The organism is Pseudarthrobacter sp. J47, assembly GCF_049810315.1.
Lineage (GTDB): Bacteria > Actinomycetota > Actinomycetes > Actinomycetales > Micrococcaceae > Arthrobacter.
In genome coordinates, this window is record NZ_CP187358.1 from 2,839,519 (window position 1) to 2,854,105 (window position 14,587).

The following is a 14,587-nucleotide window of genomic DNA, read 5'->3' on the forward strand; positions in this document are numbered from 1 at the left end:
TCCATCAGCGGATCACCTGCGTCCCCGTGCCCATGGCTTCAATGCGGGCGAAGACCTCCGGATCAGTGGTGTTCTCGCCCAGGAGGTTGGGCTTGCCCGTTCCGTGGTAATCGGAGGAGCCGGTGATCAGCAGGTCGTGGCGGGCCGCGAGCCTGCGGAGGAACTCCCTGCCTTCCTCCGGATTGTCCCGGTGGTCGATCTCCAACCCGGCCAGGCCGGCGTCGATCATTTCCATGTAGGTCTTCTCCCCCACAATCCGTCCCCGCGCTGATGCCACGGGGTGGGCAAACACGGGCACGCCGCCTGCGGCACGGACAAGTTCGACGGCGAGCGCCGGCTCAGGTGCGTAGTGCTGGATGAAGTAGCGGGAACGGGATGTCAGGATCGAGGTGAAGGCCTCGGTGCGGTCGCTCACCACTCCGGCTGCCACCAGTGCGTCCGCAATGTGCGGCCGGCCCATGGTGGCCCCCGGTGCAACGTGGTGGATCACGTCGTCCCAGGTCAGTGGGTAGTCCTCGGCGAGCAGGGACACCATACGCTCCGCCCGGGTCAGGCGGGCGTCCTTGGCTTTGGTGATCTCTTCAAGCAGCCCGGGGTGCGTGGGATCGTGAAGATAGCTCAGCAGGTGGACGCTGATTCCCTGCTCTGTGCGGCAGGAGACTTCCATGCCGGGGACCAGGGCGATTCCCTCCCGGACGGCCGCCAGCGAGGCCTCAGCCCAGCCGTCAGTGGAGTCATGGTCTGTCAGGGCCACCACGTCAAGGCCCGCCCTGGCCGCGGATGCCATAACGTCCGCGGGCGTCTCAGTGCCGTCGGACACATTCGAATGTGCATGCAGGTCGATCTTCACCAGCCAAGCCTAATTGACCCCGTGCCCCCGCTGTTGGCCACAGCCGGAGCGGTGGTGAGACGATGGGACCGTGAATGACGCAGAAAACATCCAACTCTCCGCTTCCCAGCCCCTGGAAGAGCGTGTCAACAACCGCTCCCAGCGGCCCAACTCCCCCGCCTTCAAGGCCTTTATGGCCAGCAACTGGGCACCTGCAGACACCACCCTGCCGCCCCGCGATGCCGTGGCAGACCACGCAGCGCGGCGTCGTCTGGCCATTTCGAAGCTGTTCAAGGGTGAACGGCTTGTCATCCCTGCCGGCCCGCTCAAGGTCCGGTCCAACGACTGCGACTACCGGTTCCGTCCCCATTCCGGATTCGCGCACCTCACGGGCCTGGGCCTTGACCACGAGCCGGACGCCGTCCTGATCCTGGAACCGGTCGCCGAAGGGACGGGTGACGACGGCGGCAACCACCACGCCACGCTCTACTTCCGTCCGCTCGCAGGCCGGGACACCGAGCAGTTCTACGCAGATTCCCGTTCCGGTGAATTCTGGATCGGCCCCCGACCCACGCTGGCCGAATTCGAAGCCCGGCTGGGCCTGCCCACCGCCCACATTGATGGCCTGGAACTGGCTATCACCAAGGACGTTGGCGCCCCGGAAATCGGCGGCATCTCCATCCGCCTGGTCCGCAAGGTGGATGAGAACATCGACGCCCTGGTGGACACCGCCCGGTACAACACCGCCCGCGACCCCGAAAACCTGGACCTTGAAGCACTCGATGCGCTTGATGAAAAGCTGCCCGAGGCGCTGTCAGAGCTGCGCCTGCACAAAGACCAGTGGGAAATTGAACAGATGCAGATTGCCGTCAACGCCACCGTGGAAGGATTCGCCGACGTCGTCCGTGCCCTTCCGCGGGCACTGACACACCCGCGCGGCGAGCGTGTGGTGGAGGGCGCCTTCTTCGCCCGGGCCCGGGAAGAGGGCAACGAGCTCGGCTACGACACCATCGCCGCCTCCGGCAACAACGCCACCATCCTCCACTGGACACGGAACACGGGCCAGGTCAACGCAGGCGAACTCCTCCTGCTGGACGCCGGCGTCGAAGCTGATTCGCTGTACACGGCGGACGTCACCCGCACCCTGCCGGCCACCGGAACCTTTACCGATGTCCAGCGCAAGGTGTACCAGGCGGTCCTCGACGCCGCAGACGCCGGGTTCGCCGCGGCCCGCCCCGGCGCACTGTTCCGCGACATCCACACGGCAGCCACCACCGTCCTGGCCGAACGCCTGGCCGAATGGGGACTGCTGCCCGTCTCCGTCGAGGAAGCAATCAGCCCGGACGGCCAGCAGCACCGGCGCTGGATGCCCCACGGCACCAGCCACCACCTTGGCCTTGACGTGCACGACTGCGCCCAGGCAAAGCGTGAGCTCTACCTGGACGGTGTCCTGGCCGAAGGCATGGTGTTCACCATTGAGCCCGGCCTGTACTTCAAGGAAGAGGACCTCGCCATCCCCGAGGAATACCGTGGCATCGGCGTCCGGATCGAGGACGACGTCCTGATGACCGCTGACGGTCCCCTCAACCTCAGCGCGGCCCTTCCCCGCACGCCGGAGGACGTCGAGGACTGGATGGCCGGCATCCTGCGCGACGCCGACGCCGCCAGCTGAACGTACCCGCCGCCCTCCCAACTGGCTGGCAGATAACGTCGTTATGAACGCTCATGACGACGTTATCTGCCAGCTACCTGGGGATTGGGGGCAACAAAAAAGGGACGGCCTGCGCCGTCCCTTTTTTGTTGCCGTACTTGCGGGGCCTTACTGCTGGCGGGGTGTCCCGTCGCCGTTGCCTTCGGAGCCCTCACGGGCATCGCTTTGGGGTTTGCCGTGCTCTTCCGCCGGCTTGTCCTCGGTGACCCGGATGCCGTACTGCGGACGGCCATCCGGAAGGTCCGGGTAGCGTACTGCGGACCGTGGCTGCTGGGCCGGCTGCTGGGGCTCACCGGCGGGAACAGCTCCTGCCGGCGGCTGCTGGGCCTGGGGCTGTCCCTGTTGCTGGCCGTAGGGGTCCGCCCAGCCGGAAGGACGTTCGGGGGCCTGCCCCGGAGCCTGCCCCGGCTGCTGCCAGGGTTGCTGTCCGGGCTGTTGCCACGGCTGCGCGGGGTAGGGCCGGTTTCCTCCGGCATCAGCGCTGTTCATGGGAAGCTGCTGCAGGAGCCGGCGGGCTTCGTGGGCCGCTTCCGGGGAAACCACCACGTTGTAGCTGGTGGCCACGACCTGGCTGGTGGACGTAAAGTCACGCTTCCCGCGCTGCATGGCGTAGGTGACGATGCCGAACAGCATAAAGAAGGCCGCACCCATCAGCACCGAGGTCATGATGGAAAAATAGCCCGGAGATGTGGAGAAGAAGGACAGCAGCACGCCGACGAAGAGGCCGAACCACATGCCGCTCAATGCGCCGGAGAGCGCCACACGCGGATAGCTCAGGCGGCCGGTGACGCGCTCCACCATTTTGAGGTCGTTGCCCACGATGGAGACCATCTGCACCGGAAACTGCTGGTCCGCGAGGTAGTCGACTGCCTTTTGGGCGTCCAGGTAGGACGTGTAGGTGCCTACGGTGTCGCCTGTGGGAACGGTCCGGAACTCGTCAGGGCCGGCGGGCCCCCCGGCCCTGGGAGTACCAAAGATGTTTGCCATGGTCCCATTCTTGCCCATCCACCTGAGTGTCTGCTGCAGATTCAGCTAAAAGAGAGCAGACTCGGTAGCCTGTAGAAGTGAGCACCAATGTTTCGCGCGTGTTTGTTGCGCGCCTCCTCGGACTGGACGTCTTTGACCCGCTCGGCGACCGCCTGGGCCGGTTGAGGGACGTTGTGGTGCTCTCCCGCGGAACCCGTGGGGCGCCGCATGTGGTGGGCATCGTCGTCGAAGTTCCCGGCAAGAAGCGCGTGTTCGTGCCGATGACCCGCATTACGTCGATCGACCAGACACAAATCATCTGCACCGGCCTGGTGAACCTTCGCCGCTTTGAGCAGCGGGGCGCCGAAATGTTGGTGGTGGCTGAGCTGTTCGATCGCCGCGTGACCCTCACTGATGGCAGCGGCGACGCCACCATCGAAGACATCGCCATGGACCAGCAGCGATCCCGGGACTGGTTTGTCAGCAAACTCTTTGTCCGGCGCGGCCACTCTCTGTCACCGCTCAGCAGGCTCCGGCGGAACGAAACACTCATCATCGATTGGGCCGACGCCGTCCACGGACCCCGCACCGAACCGCAGGGTGCTACCCAGTTCGTTGCCACCCACGAGGACCTGAAACCCGCTGACTTCGCCGAAGCCCTGCAGGAAATGAGCGACAAACGGCGCTTTGAGGTGGCCAGCGAGCTCCAGGACGAACGGCTGGCAGATGTCCTCCAGGAGCTGCCGGAGGACGACCAGGTGGAAATCCTCTCCGCCCTGGACGTTGAACGCGCCGCCGACGTCCTTGAGGAGATGGACCCGGATGACGCCGCGGACCTCCTGGCCGAACTCCCCAGCGCCCAGGCGGAAGAACTGCTGCAGCTTATGGAGCCTGAAGGTGCCGAGGACGTCCGCCGCCTGCTCGAATACGACGAAGACACCGCTGGCGGCCTGATGACTCCGGTGCCGGTGATCCTGCCTCCGGAAGCGACGGTGGCCGAAGCCCTGGCCCACGTGCGGCGCGAGGAGCTCTCCCCTGCCCTGGCGTCGTCGATCTTCATTGCCCGCCCGCCGCTGGAAACGCCTACCGGCCGGTTCCTTGGTGTGGTCCATATCCAGCAGCTGCTCCGCTACCCCCCGCCAGAGCCCCTGGGCAACCTGGTGGACAAGAACCTGGAGCCGGTATCAGACCACGCCCACATCAGCGAAGTCGCACGCAACCTGGCCACGTACAACCTCAACTCGCTTCCCGTCGTCGATGAAGACGGGCACCTTGTGGGGGCGGTGACTGTTGATGACGTCCTGGATCACTTGTTGCCTGATGACTGGCGCGCCCACGAGGGTGAAACGCCTATAAGGAAGCTCGGAGGACGCATTGGCTGAACCGAACCCGTTTAAGGGGTCCCACGACTCCCAGCGCCACCAGAAGTCCCGGTCGGGAGGCCTCGACACGCCGCTCAGCGGCCGCCAGCGGCTGCTGCCCAAGCTCTCCCCCAACCCTGACGCGTTCGGACACGCCACGGAGGGCTTTGCGCGTTTTATGGGCACGCCTCAGTTCCTCTTCTACATGACGGTGTTTTGCCTGTTCTGGCTGGTCTGGAACACACTGGCCCCGGCCAGCTGGCAGTTCGATTCAAGGGACCTCGGCTTCACGCTGCTCACTTTGATGCTCTCGCTGCAGGCCTCCTATGCCGCGCCCCTGCTGCTGCTCGCGCAGAACCGGCAGGATGACCGCGACCGCGTCTCGCTCCAGCAGGACCGGCAGCGGGCCGAACGCAATCTTGCAGATACCGAATACCTCACCCGGGAGCTCGCCTCGCTGCGCATCGCGCTGCGGGAAGTTGCGACGCGTGACTACGTGCGGGCCGAGCTGCGTTCCCTCCTGGAGGACCTCCTTGAAGCCCAGGAGGAACAACACCACCACGATCCCTCGCACAGCACCGGCCAGGATCCGTCGCGGGACAAAGCGAAGGACCGGAGCAAGGACAAGCGGGAACGCCGCAGTCCCCGGACCCAGCAGATCCCCAAGATCCGCAGGCCCGACGCCGGACCCACACCTCCTGCCGAACCCACTGAAAGCTGAGCACTGATCCGTGAGCAGTCCACTGCAGGAGGCCGTTAACGCCGCCCTGGCCACAGTCATCGATCCGGAGCTCCGCCGCCCCATCACGGAGTTGGGGATGGTGGAGTCCGTGGAGATTTCCAACGCCAGCAGGGTGTCTTTGGTGGTGCTCCTCACCATCTCCGGGTGTCCGCTCAGGGACACCATCACCGAGGACTCCCGCGCCGCATTGGCGGCTGTCCCTGGCGTGACGGGTGTCGACGTCGAGCTTAAGGTTATGAGCCAGGCGCAGCGTGATGCGCTCAAGGAGCTCCTGCGCGGCGCAGGCGGGCAGCGTGGCATCCCCTTCAACCAGCCGGACTCGCTGACCAAGGTCTTCGCAGTGGCCAGCGGCAAGGGCGGTGTGGGCAAGTCGTCGGTGACAGTTAATCTGGCCTGCTCGCTTGCAGCCCGGGGCCTGAGGGTGGGCATTGTGGACGCCGATGTGCATGGTTTCTCCGTTCCTGCGCTGATGGGAATCACGCAGGCGCCCACGCGGGTGGATGACATGATCCTGCCGCCCGTGGCCTATGGGGTCAAAGTGATCTCGATCGGCATGTTCGTGGCCGGCAACCAGCCCGTTGCCTGGCGGGGCCCGATGTTGCACCGGGCGCTGGAGCAGTTCCTGACGGACGTGTACTTCGGTGACCTGGACGCACTGTTCCTGGATCTGCCCCCGGGCACCGGCGACATCGCCATCTCCGTGGCGCAACTGCTGCCCAAGGCTGAAATCCTGGTGGTCACTACTCCACAGTCCGCCGCGGCAGATGTTGCCGAGCGGGCCGGGGCCATCGCCACGCAGACCGGGCAGAAGGTCGCCGGAGTCGTGGAAAACATGTCCTACCTGGACCTGCCGGACGGCAGCCGGATGGACCTTTTCGGCAGTGGCGGCGGGGCATTGCTTGCGGAGCGGCTCTCAGCCACCGTGGAGGGAAACGTTCCGTTGCTCGGCCAGATCCCGCTGGACATCAAACTGCGTGAAGGTGGTGACGCCGGCACCCCCATCGTCCTTGGAGATCCCGGGACGGCGGCCGCCCAGGCGCTGGAAGGCATCGCAGGAAAGCTGGCGGCCAGGCCCCGGGGTCTCGCCGACATAAAACTGGGCCTGCAGCCGCGCTAGCGGAGCGGTCAGGTCCAGCGGCTCAGGTGTCCGGCTAGGTGGCTTCGGTGTCGAACGGTGCCTGTTCGCCGTCTGCCAGCCGCGGAATGACGCGCTGGGGCGGTGCCGGCTTGGTGTTCTCCTGCGCTGCAACGGCAGCTGCGGCGGCCACGGCAGCAGGAGCGGCGGCGGCAGCTGGGGCGTCGTCCAGGAGGGCTTCCTTGATGATGCGGCGGGGATCGTACTGGCGCGGATCGTATTTCTTCCAGTCGACCTCATCGATATCGATGCCGACCTCGTCCTTGATCTGCTCGCGGGCCCCGGAAGCCATCCGGCGGACTTCCCTGACCAGGTTGGCGAGCTTCTGGGTGTATTCGGGCAGCCTTTGGGGGCCGATCACGAGGATGCCGATGATCAGCAGAAGAAAGAACTCCGCGCCGTTGATTCCAAACACCTTAGGAAGATTACCCTCTCTTGGGCACAAGTGACGATTCAGGCAACTCTGTTGCCGGAAGCCGCTGATTTCAGGGAACGGGCAGGCCCAGCATGTGCCGGAATCCACGGGCAAGGCGCTCCGTCAGGGGCTCGTCATGCGGCGCTCCAACCGCCTTCGATTCGCCCGGTTCCACCGGCGCTGCGGCGGATACACCCTGCCCGGCGGCCGCATCGGCATGTGCCATTTCGACCAGCGCTGCGACGTGGTCCGGAGCGGCGGCGCCGTGTCCGGCCTCTGCGTAGAAACTGAGGGTGGCGGTTCGGGAACGGTAGATCATGGCCATGGGTTCGGCGGCCCGGACCCAAACGGCCGCACTGCCTCTGACGGCACCTGAACCCGTCAGGAGTTCGGGCACAGCCACAAATCCATCGTCAACGGCGGAACGGCCCGTCTGGAGGTTAACAGGGACAGAAGAAACCGGCGGACCGTCAGCGGCTGAAGCAGGGTCTGCAGCATCGCGCTGCTCCACCACGGTGACTCGTTGTGTGCCGTTGGAGAGATGCAGTTCAACAGCCGGCGCATCCTGGACCTCAACGGCCTTGGCTGACACCACGCGGAAGCCCAGGTCTTCCAGGACCGGGCATGCCCAACCCGATTCCCGGAGGGAATCCAGGTCGGCCGCCGAAAGAGTCCGGGACATTGCCGGCTCCGCAGAACCCGCGTCTATGGCGCCTGCCGCACCTGCGGCATTATCGCGGCTGCCTCCGTTTGCCGGCACCTCCGCTGGAGCTGGCGACAGCAGGCTCAGGGCGGAGACCGACGTCGGGCGTTCCGCCATGGGCGCAGGATCACCGGCCATCAAAAGGGCGGTAGCAGTCAACACGCCCGCAGCTGCGAGGGCACCGGAAGCGGAAACCGCAACGACGCGAACGGCAAAGCCGTGAGGCGCACTGGCCGGCTCCGGCGCGGCCGCCAGCACATGCGTGCGTTCAAGGAGCCTTGCGGTGAAATCGGTACTCGCAGCAGGAATTTCAGCAGCCCGGAGCCTTTCCAGGTACCGCCGCTCGCGGTCCACTGCCGCCTGGCAGTCAGTGCAAGTGCGCAGGTGCTCGGCACCCCGGTGATGCCTTCGCAACGAATTCCGGAATGGACCCATGGCGCCGATCAGCGAAGACCTGCGATGCGCGGCATCGACAACCGGGGTTTGCGGGACGCCTGCGGGCGTGGGTCGCGGTGCGCCAATTTATCACGCAGCATGGTGCGCCCGCGGTGGATCCGGGACCGGACAGTGCCGAGCTTAACGCCCAGCGCTTCCGCGACTTCGTCATAGGACAGACCCTCAAGATCGCAAAGCACGACGGCGGCGCGGAAGTCCGGCGGCAGTTCCTCCAGGGCGGCCTGGACGTCCAGGTCCAGGTTGTTCAGCTCGAAGCTCTGCTCCGGGCCGGGCTCGCGTCCCGGAATCCTGGACTCGGCGTCCTCAGCCAGTGCATCGAACCGGATGCGGCTCTTGCGGCGCGCCTGGTCAAGGAACAAGTTGGTAGTGATCCGGTGCAGCCAGCCATCCAGCGTACCCGGCCGGAATTTGTCCAGGGAACGGAACACCCGGACAAAAACTTCCTGGGTGAGGTCCTCGGCGTCGAATTTGTTGCCGGTCAGCCGATAGGCAAGCCGGTATACCTTGGCGGAGTGGTTGGTCACCACTTCCTCCCACGTGGGGCGGACCCATTCGCTGGCGGTATCTATGGTGGATGGTGTTGCAGGGACAGGTGCCACTACTGAAGATGACATCGTCCACTCCCCTCGTGGATTGCTAACGCCCGGATACACATCTGTTATTCGGCGCCGATCACCACTTGGCTGACCGGATATTCATCATGGCAGAGTTGGCTGGGAGTTTCCTGAAACAGGAAATTTCCGTCACCAAGTTGGTACCGTCACACCCGCCCCACCGGCTAACTGCCGGGCTGGCGCACCGGGACACAGTACTCTGTAAACAACACGTCCCCTCCCGCCCAGAAAGCGAACACCCATGAGCGCCGATAAGTCCACCAGCTGGTCCTACGCAGAAGATCTGCCTGCCGAGGATGAGATTCTGATGCGCGCGCGCGAACGGTCCTTCGAACTGGGCGTCACCCCGATCGGCCGCGGCGTGGGTGCGGCACTCACAGTGCTTGCTGCCGCGTCAAAGGCACAGACCGCCGTCGAGATCGGGACCGGCGCCGGGGTTTCCGGTGTCTGCCTCCTGCGGGGCCTGGGACCCCAGGCCGTACTGACCACCATTGATGTGGACGTCGAACACCTTCGTGCCGCGCGCGAGGCCTTCCTTGAATCAGGCAGTCCTGCCAACCGGACCCGCACCATTTCCGGCCGGGCCGGCGATGTCCTCCCGCGCCTGACGGACGCCGCCTACGACCTCGTTTTCATCGACGCGGACAAGCCCAGCCTGCCCGGTTACGTGGAACAGGCCATCCGGCTGCTCAAGCGCAGCGGGCTGCTCATCATCAACGACGCACTGGACAAGGACCGCGTGGCCAACCCGACAGCCCGCGATGCCAGCACCACAGTGCTGCGCCAGGTGGGCCGGGCCATCCGGGATGATGACCGGCTGGCGTCGGCCATGCTGCCCACCGGTGACGGCCTCCTGGTGGCCGTGAAGAAGTAGGGCTCCTCCCCCAACAACGGAAAAAGCAGGGTCCGCGGCACCAGCCGCGGACCCTGCTTTTTTGACCTTGGTGACCTGTTATCCGGCCACGTTACTCGGTAACACCCACCAGGCATTCCTTGAGGTTGGCCGCCTCGGCAGCATTGAGTTCCACCACAAGCCGTCCGCCGCCTTCGAGCGGGACGCGCATGATCAGGCTGCGGCCCTCCTTAGTGACTTCCATAGGGCCGTCGCCGGTGCGAGGTTTCATAGCCGCCATGAGGAATTCCCTCCAATAGTCCCAGGACATTCCAGCCCGGTCGGGCTGTGTCCGCACTTCAAGCAGCTCCGGATGCAGCCGCGGACCACGGGGATCACGCAAAAGCCATTACCGGACCCGCTGGATGTCGTGTCCTTGCTTGCCCCTATTATCCCGTAATTGCACGGCAGGGGCTAATCGATGGACTTTCCCGGCGCGGCTTCCACGGCCCGGGTTGCCGGGCGTTGCCCCCGGTCAGGGCGGATAATCGCCGCCGCCGGGCAACTGCGCCCATACCCACAGCCAGACGATCCACACAATCTGCAGCAGCACGAACATCACAGTCACCGTTCCCCGGTACGCGCGGGAACGGGACAGGAACGCGGCGCCCAACGCCAGGGGGAACAGCGGGAGCAGCAACCGGAACGTGCTGGTCTGGGGATGCAGGAAAACCAGAAGGTACGCCATGTAGCAGGTACACCAGAGCCGCAGTTCCAGGCCCAGGCGGACTACCGGAGGGGCAAACATCAACCACGCGAATCCGGCCGCCAGCACGAACGGCGCCAGCATGCCGGCTACGGGTCCCAGCAGCCCTGCACCCATGTCGAACCACGGCACAAACGGCACCAGGCCACCGCCGCGCCACACACTTTCAGTCTTGGTGTACGCCTGGAAGTCACCGGTGGTCTGCCACGCCAGGATGGGCCAGAGCACCGCCGAAACGCCACTGACCAGCACCAGCACCCCAAGCCTGACCAGCGCACCGGTCTTTTCCCGGGACCTGCCACCTGTCCACCACCCGTACAGCCGGACGAGCAGCAGGATGCCAACCATCGCGGCGAACGCCACCCCCACAGGTCGGGAGAGGCACATCAGCACCACCAGCGGCGCCGCTTCCAGGTACATCCGGCGGACCACCAGCAGCAGGGCCGCGGCCAGGAGCAGCGTATTCAGGGACTCGGCGTACGGAACCTGCAGGATCCCGGAGACCGGGAACGTGGAGAAGAAAACGACGCCCCACAGCGCATCGCCGTGGTCAGCCTTCTCCCGGAACAGCAGGTAAACCACGACGGCGGCACCCAGGCCCGCGAGCATGGCAATCGTTGTGAGGGCTGCACCTGCGGACATGCCTGTCACAGCCGACAGCCCCCGGCCAAGGAGGGGGAAAAGGGGATAGAACGCCCACGCGTTCTCCTGGACGTTACCTGCTGCGTCGACAGGCAGCTCTGACGGGTAACCTTCGGTGAAGATTCTTCCGTACCAGCGGGCATCCCAGATATTGATGAAGTCCCAGTAGCCCGGGTGGGCACCACCCCACGGTCCGGGGCCCTGCTGGAGTGTGGCGGCAGCGAAGATGCAGGCACTGCCCACCCTGGCTGCCACGTAGATGGCCAGGACCTGGATCCACCATGGCCACCTGTTAACAGCAGCCACCAGTGGCGCCGCGGATCCGCGAAGCGTCCGTCTCACCGCCTGCACGTTGTCAGTTTCAGTGCTCAAGGATGTCCTTCGGGGCTGGTGCCGCTGCCGGAGGGGCCTCACGGACGGAATCCTCGTCGGGCTGCAGCTGGCGGAGCCGGGCGATTTCCGCATCACGCGCTGCGAGCTGGTCCCTCAACCGGTCCAGGACCTGGTCCACCTGATCCATCCGATAGCCCCTGAGGCCAAGAGAGAACCGGACCTTGTCCACGTCGGCGGGCGCAACGGCTTCGGGAAGAAGGACCGGCGGAAGGTTCGCGACCGGTTCGCCTAACGCGTCATCGAGGATGACGTCATGGACACTGCCTGCACGTCCCCGTCTCCGTGTGCCGGTGGCGAACCATGCCACGGCACCAAGCAGCGCAACGGCCAGGAAAACCAGAAAGTAGCTCACCTGACCCATGGTGCCAGAAGTCGGCCCCCGGGCTCACTCCGGAGGCGTCTCGCCGTTCAGGGATGCCGGTTGGATGCTGCCCTGGAGCACACGGCGGACGGCCTCTGCAGGATCATCGACCACCTGGATCAGGTCCAGGTCCTGCTCGGAAACCATGCCCTCGGCCACCAGGGTTCCCCGCAGCCATTCGAGCATTGGGGTCCAGAAAGCAGTGCCCAGCAGGACAATCGGAAACGAGGTCACCTTGCGGGTCTGGACCAGGACCATGGCCTCGAACAGTTCATCCAGCGTACCCAGGCCGCCCGGGAGAACTATGAAGCCCTGGGCGTACTTGACGAACATGGTCTTGCGGGCAAAGAAGTACCGGAAGTTGACCCCGAGGTCCACCCAGGGATTCAGGCCCTGCTCAAACGGGAGTTCAATGCCCAGCCCCACCGAGACACCGTTGCCGTCCACCGTTCCGCGGTTTGCAGCCTCCATGGAGCCCGGGCCGCCGCCGGTGATGACCGCGACCCCTGCCTGGGCAAGGTGGCGCCCCACTTCAATGGCCATGTCGTAGTAGACGGTTCCCGGCTTGGTCCGCGCGGATCCAAACACACTGACGGCAGGCCCCAGATCGGCAAGGGCCCCAAAGCCTTCGACGAATTCGCTCTGGATCCTCAGCACCCGCCAGGGATCAGTATGCACAAACTGCCCCGGGCCCTTGGTATCCAGCAGGTGCTGATCCGACATCTCAACCGCAGCTTGTTTACGGCGGAGTTCCAAAGGACCTTTCCGGCGGGGCTGCGAGAGGTTGGCAGGGTCTGGGTTATTGCTCATTGCTCAAGGCTAACGCGCCGCGGGCATTGGTACCCGCCGGTATCTCTTGAGTCACGATTCAGCAGGAACCGGGAGTGATTGCGGTCATATCGGGACAATGTTCGCTAGATTCTTCCTATGACTACTTATGTGCCCGGCGATGCCCTCGTCTCCCTGAACGCCGTCAACAAGCACTACGGCCAGTTGCACGTACTCAAGGACATCGATCTCCAGGTCCGCAAGGGCGAGGTTGTGGTGGTCATCGGGCCTTCAGGCTCCGGAAAATCCACGCTCTGCCGCGCCATCAACCGCCTCGAGACCATCGAGGGCGGCACTATCAAGATCGACGGCAAGGTGCTGCCGGAGGAGGGCAAGGCCCTTGCCCAGCTTCGTGCCGACGTCGGAATGGTCTTCCAGTCCTTCAACCTCTTCGCGCACAAGACCATCCTGGAAAACGTCACCCTTGGCCCCATCAAGGTCAAGGGCACGCCCAAGGCACAGGCAGACAAGGAAGCCATGGCACTGCTGGAACGTGTGGGCGTTGGCCACCAGGCTCCCAAGCTGCCGGCCCAACTCTCCGGCGGGCAGCAGCAGCGAGTGGCGATCGCCCGGGCCCTGGCCATGAAACCGAAGGTGATGCTCTTTGACGAGCCAACCTCCGCACTGGACCCCGAAATGATCAACGAGGTCCTGGACGTCATGATCCAGCTCGCGAAAGAAGGCATGACCATGATCGTGGTGACCCACGAGATGGGCTTTGCCCGCAAGGCCGCTGACCGAGTTGTGTTTATGGCGGACGGCCAGATCGTCGAGGACGCCACTCCCGAGGAGTTCTTCACCAACCCCAAGAGCGACCGCGCCAAGGACTTCCTGTCCAAGCTCCTCACCCACTGACCTGCACGATCACCCAACATCGCATCCAGGCCGCCAACAGCGGCCACCCAATGAAAGGAATGTCATGAAGGCATTTATCTCCAGGCGGAAATCCATCCTCCTTGCCGCCGGTGCGGCGATGGCCCTGACCCTGAGCGCCTGTGGCGGCGGCGGTACCCCGACCGACGAGCCCAGCGTCGCCGAGGCTCCTACGTTCCCGGCCGGTACCACCATGGAAAAGCTCTCCCAGGCAGGCTCCATCAAGATCGGCACCAAGTTCGACCAGCCGCTGTTCGGCCAGGTTGGCCTTGACGGCAAGCCGGTTGGCTTCGACGTCGAAATCGGCAAGCTGATCGCCGCCAAGCTGGGAATCCCGGCAGACAAGATCGAATGGTCCGAGACCGTCTCCGCCAACCGCGAGCCCTTCATCCAGCAGGGCCAGGTGGACATCGTGATCGCCACCTACACCATCAACGACAAGCGCAAGGAAGTTGTCAGCTTCGCCGGGCCGTACTACGAGGCCGGCCAGGCGCTGATGGTGAACAAGGACAACGACTCCATCAAGACCCCTGAGGACGTCAAGGGCAAGAAGGTCTGCTCCGTCACGGGCTCAACCCCCGCCGCCACCATCGTGGACAAGTACGGAGCCGAGCTTGTTCCGGTCGCCACCTACTCCGCCTGCCTCGAGCCGCTGCGCAACAAGCAGGTCGAAGCAGTCACCACGGACAACGTGATCCTTGCCGGTTTTGTGGACAAGGAACCGGATGCCTTCAAGCTCGCCTCGGATGAGACGTTCACCAAGGAGCCTTACGGCATCGGCCTGAAGAAGGAAGATACCGAGTTCCGCAACTGGATCAACGATCAGCTGGAGAGCTTCCAGGAAGACGGATCGTACAAGAAGGCCTGGGAAGCCACGGCCGGATCGGTCATCAAGACCGCTCCCGACCTGCCCGAGCTTGACCGTTACTGATACGGCCTGAGCAGGTGCCGGACGGGGAT

Annotated in this window: 16 protein-coding genes; 7 read left to right on the forward strand and 9 right to left on the reverse strand. The window is 64.8% G+C overall.

Annotated features, from left to right (window positions below; all coding sequences use genetic code 11):
- Positions 1 to 4: 4 nt before the first annotated feature.
- Complete coding sequence (locus ACPJW8_RS12975; protein ID WP_330187589.1) at positions 5 to 850, reverse strand: PHP domain-containing protein; 846 nt, start codon at positions 848 to 850, stop codon at positions 5 to 7.
- A 70-nt stretch (positions 851 to 920) separates the two neighbouring features.
- On the opposite strand from ACPJW8_RS12975, the gene ACPJW8_RS12980 reads away from it, so the two are divergent.
- Positions 921 to 2,501, forward strand: coding sequence for an aminopeptidase P family protein (locus ACPJW8_RS12980; protein WP_330187588.1), 1,581 nt, complete (start codon positions 921 to 923; stop codon positions 2,499 to 2,501).
- Between the two features lie 147 nt (positions 2,502 to 2,648).
- Here the strand turns inward: ACPJW8_RS12980 and ACPJW8_RS12985 are convergent, their stop codons facing one another.
- Positions 2,649 to 3,527, reverse strand: coding sequence for a general stress protein (locus ACPJW8_RS12985; RefSeq protein ID WP_330187587.1), 879 nt, complete (start codon positions 3,525 to 3,527; stop codon positions 2,649 to 2,651).
- A gap of 77 nt (positions 3,528 to 3,604) precedes the next feature.
- Here ACPJW8_RS12985 and ACPJW8_RS12990 point away from each other — a divergent pair, with 77 nt between their 5' ends.
- From ACPJW8_RS12990 to ACPJW8_RS13000, 3 genes are read left to right on the forward strand one after another with little or no spacing between them, the layout of a single operon-like run.
- Positions 3,605 to 4,888 carry a magnesium transporter MgtE N-terminal domain-containing protein gene (locus ACPJW8_RS12990; RefSeq protein ID WP_330187586.1) on the forward strand — a complete coding sequence of 428 codons (1,284 nt, stop codon included), beginning with the start codon at positions 3,605 to 3,607 and terminating at the stop codon, positions 4,886 to 4,888.
- Entirely contained in the window at positions 4,881 to 5,588 is a 708-nt protein-coding gene (locus ACPJW8_RS12995) for a DUF1003 domain-containing protein (protein WP_425256347.1), read from the forward strand. Before ACPJW8_RS12990 ends, ACPJW8_RS12995 begins: the two co-directional genes overlap by 8 nt.
- Positions 5,589 to 5,598: 10 nt before the next feature.
- On the forward strand, positions 5,599 to 6,726 hold the full coding sequence (locus tag ACPJW8_RS13000) for an Mrp/NBP35 family ATP-binding protein (RefSeq protein ID WP_330187585.1): 1,128 nt from the start codon (positions 5,599 to 5,601) through the stop codon (positions 6,724 to 6,726).
- A gap of 34 nt (positions 6,727 to 6,760) precedes the next feature.
- Here the strand turns inward: ACPJW8_RS13000 and ACPJW8_RS13005 are convergent, their stop codons facing one another.
- The 3 genes from ACPJW8_RS13005 to sigE form a co-directional block, all read right to left on the reverse strand.
- Positions 6,761 to 7,159, reverse strand: a complete 399-nt coding sequence (locus ACPJW8_RS13005) for a Sec-independent protein translocase TatB (RefSeq protein ID WP_330187584.1) — start codon at positions 7,157 to 7,159, stop codon at positions 6,761 to 6,763.
- A gap of 70 nt (positions 7,160 to 7,229) precedes the next feature.
- Positions 7,230 to 8,216: a hypothetical protein gene (locus ACPJW8_RS13010; RefSeq protein WP_330187583.1), complete on the reverse strand. Its 987-nt coding sequence runs from the start codon at positions 8,214 to 8,216 to the stop codon at positions 7,230 to 7,232.
- Positions 8,217 to 8,305: 89 nt separating this feature from the next.
- On the reverse strand, positions 8,306 to 8,932 hold the full coding sequence (gene sigE / locus ACPJW8_RS13015) for an RNA polymerase sigma factor SigE (RefSeq protein WP_330187582.1): 627 nt from the start codon (positions 8,930 to 8,932) through the stop codon (positions 8,306 to 8,308).
- Between the two features lie 241 nt (positions 8,933 to 9,173).
- Here sigE and ACPJW8_RS13020 point away from each other — a divergent pair, with 241 nt between their 5' ends.
- Positions 9,174 to 9,806 carry an O-methyltransferase gene (locus ACPJW8_RS13020; RefSeq protein WP_330187581.1) on the forward strand — a complete coding sequence of 211 codons (633 nt, stop codon included), beginning with the start codon at positions 9,174 to 9,176 and terminating at the stop codon, positions 9,804 to 9,806.
- Positions 9,807 to 9,897: 91 nt separating this feature from the next.
- Here ACPJW8_RS13020 and ACPJW8_RS13025 read toward each other — a convergent pair whose 3' ends face one another.
- From ACPJW8_RS13025 to ACPJW8_RS13040, 4 genes are all read right to left on the reverse strand, one after another.
- Positions 9,898 to 10,065, reverse strand: a complete 168-nt coding sequence (locus ACPJW8_RS13025; RefSeq protein WP_009357720.1) for a DUF3117 domain-containing protein — start codon at positions 10,063 to 10,065, stop codon at positions 9,898 to 9,900.
- 234 nt (positions 10,066 to 10,299) lie between these two features.
- A complete protein-coding gene (locus ACPJW8_RS13030) occupies positions 10,300 to 11,514 on the reverse strand; it encodes a hypothetical protein (RefSeq protein ID WP_330187845.1) in 1,215 nt (404 codons plus the stop codon).
- Between the two features lie 19 nt (positions 11,515 to 11,533).
- Positions 11,534 to 11,917: a DivIVA domain-containing protein gene (locus ACPJW8_RS13035; protein WP_330187580.1), complete on the reverse strand. Its 384-nt coding sequence runs from the start codon at positions 11,915 to 11,917 to the stop codon at positions 11,534 to 11,536.
- Between the two features lie 33 nt (positions 11,918 to 11,950).
- Positions 11,951 to 12,736 carry a TIGR00730 family Rossman fold protein gene (locus ACPJW8_RS13040; RefSeq protein ID WP_330187579.1) on the reverse strand — a complete coding sequence of 262 codons (786 nt, stop codon included), beginning with the start codon at positions 12,734 to 12,736 and terminating at the stop codon, positions 11,951 to 11,953.
- Between the two features lie 117 nt (positions 12,737 to 12,853).
- Here ACPJW8_RS13040 and ACPJW8_RS13045 point away from each other — a divergent pair, with 117 nt between their 5' ends.
- Both ACPJW8_RS13045 and ACPJW8_RS13050 read left to right on the forward strand, forming a co-directional pair.
- Entirely contained in the window at positions 12,854 to 13,609 is a 756-nt protein-coding gene (locus tag ACPJW8_RS13045; protein WP_330187578.1) for an amino acid ABC transporter ATP-binding protein, read from the forward strand.
- 64 nt (positions 13,610 to 13,673) lie between these two features.
- Complete coding sequence (locus tag ACPJW8_RS13050; RefSeq protein ID WP_330187577.1) at positions 13,674 to 14,558, forward strand: glutamate ABC transporter substrate-binding protein; 885 nt, start codon at positions 13,674 to 13,676, stop codon at positions 14,556 to 14,558.
- Positions 14,559 to 14,587: the final 29 nt, after the last annotated feature.

What these genes read in the sequence shown, in the direction of transcription:
- ACPJW8_RS12985 (WP_330187587.1), bottom strand. Translation starts at nt 3,527, where the DNA reads ATGGCAAACATCTTTGGTACTCCCAGGGCCGGGGGGCCCGCCGGCCCT.
- sigE (WP_330187582.1), bottom strand. Translation starts at nt 8,932, where the DNA reads ATGTCATCTTCAGTAGTGGCACCTGTCCCTGCAACACCATCCACCATA.
- ACPJW8_RS13020 (WP_330187581.1), top strand. Translation starts at nt 9,174, where the DNA reads ATGAGCGCCGATAAGTCCACCAGCTGGTCCTACGCAGAAGATCTGCCT.
- ACPJW8_RS13025 (WP_009357720.1), bottom strand. Translation starts at nt 10,065, where the DNA reads ATGGCGGCTATGAAACCTCGCACCGGCGACGGCCCTATGGAAGTCACT.
- ACPJW8_RS13040 (WP_330187579.1), bottom strand. Translation starts at nt 12,736, where the DNA reads ATGAGCAATAACCCAGACCCTGCCAACCTCTCGCAGCCCCGCCGGAAA.
- ACPJW8_RS13045 (WP_330187578.1), top strand. Translation starts at nt 12,854, where the DNA reads ATGACTACTTATGTGCCCGGCGATGCCCTCGTCTCCCTGAACGCCGTC.
- ACPJW8_RS13050 (WP_330187577.1), top strand. Translation starts at nt 13,674, where the DNA reads ATGAAGGCATTTATCTCCAGGCGGAAATCCATCCTCCTTGCCGCCGGT.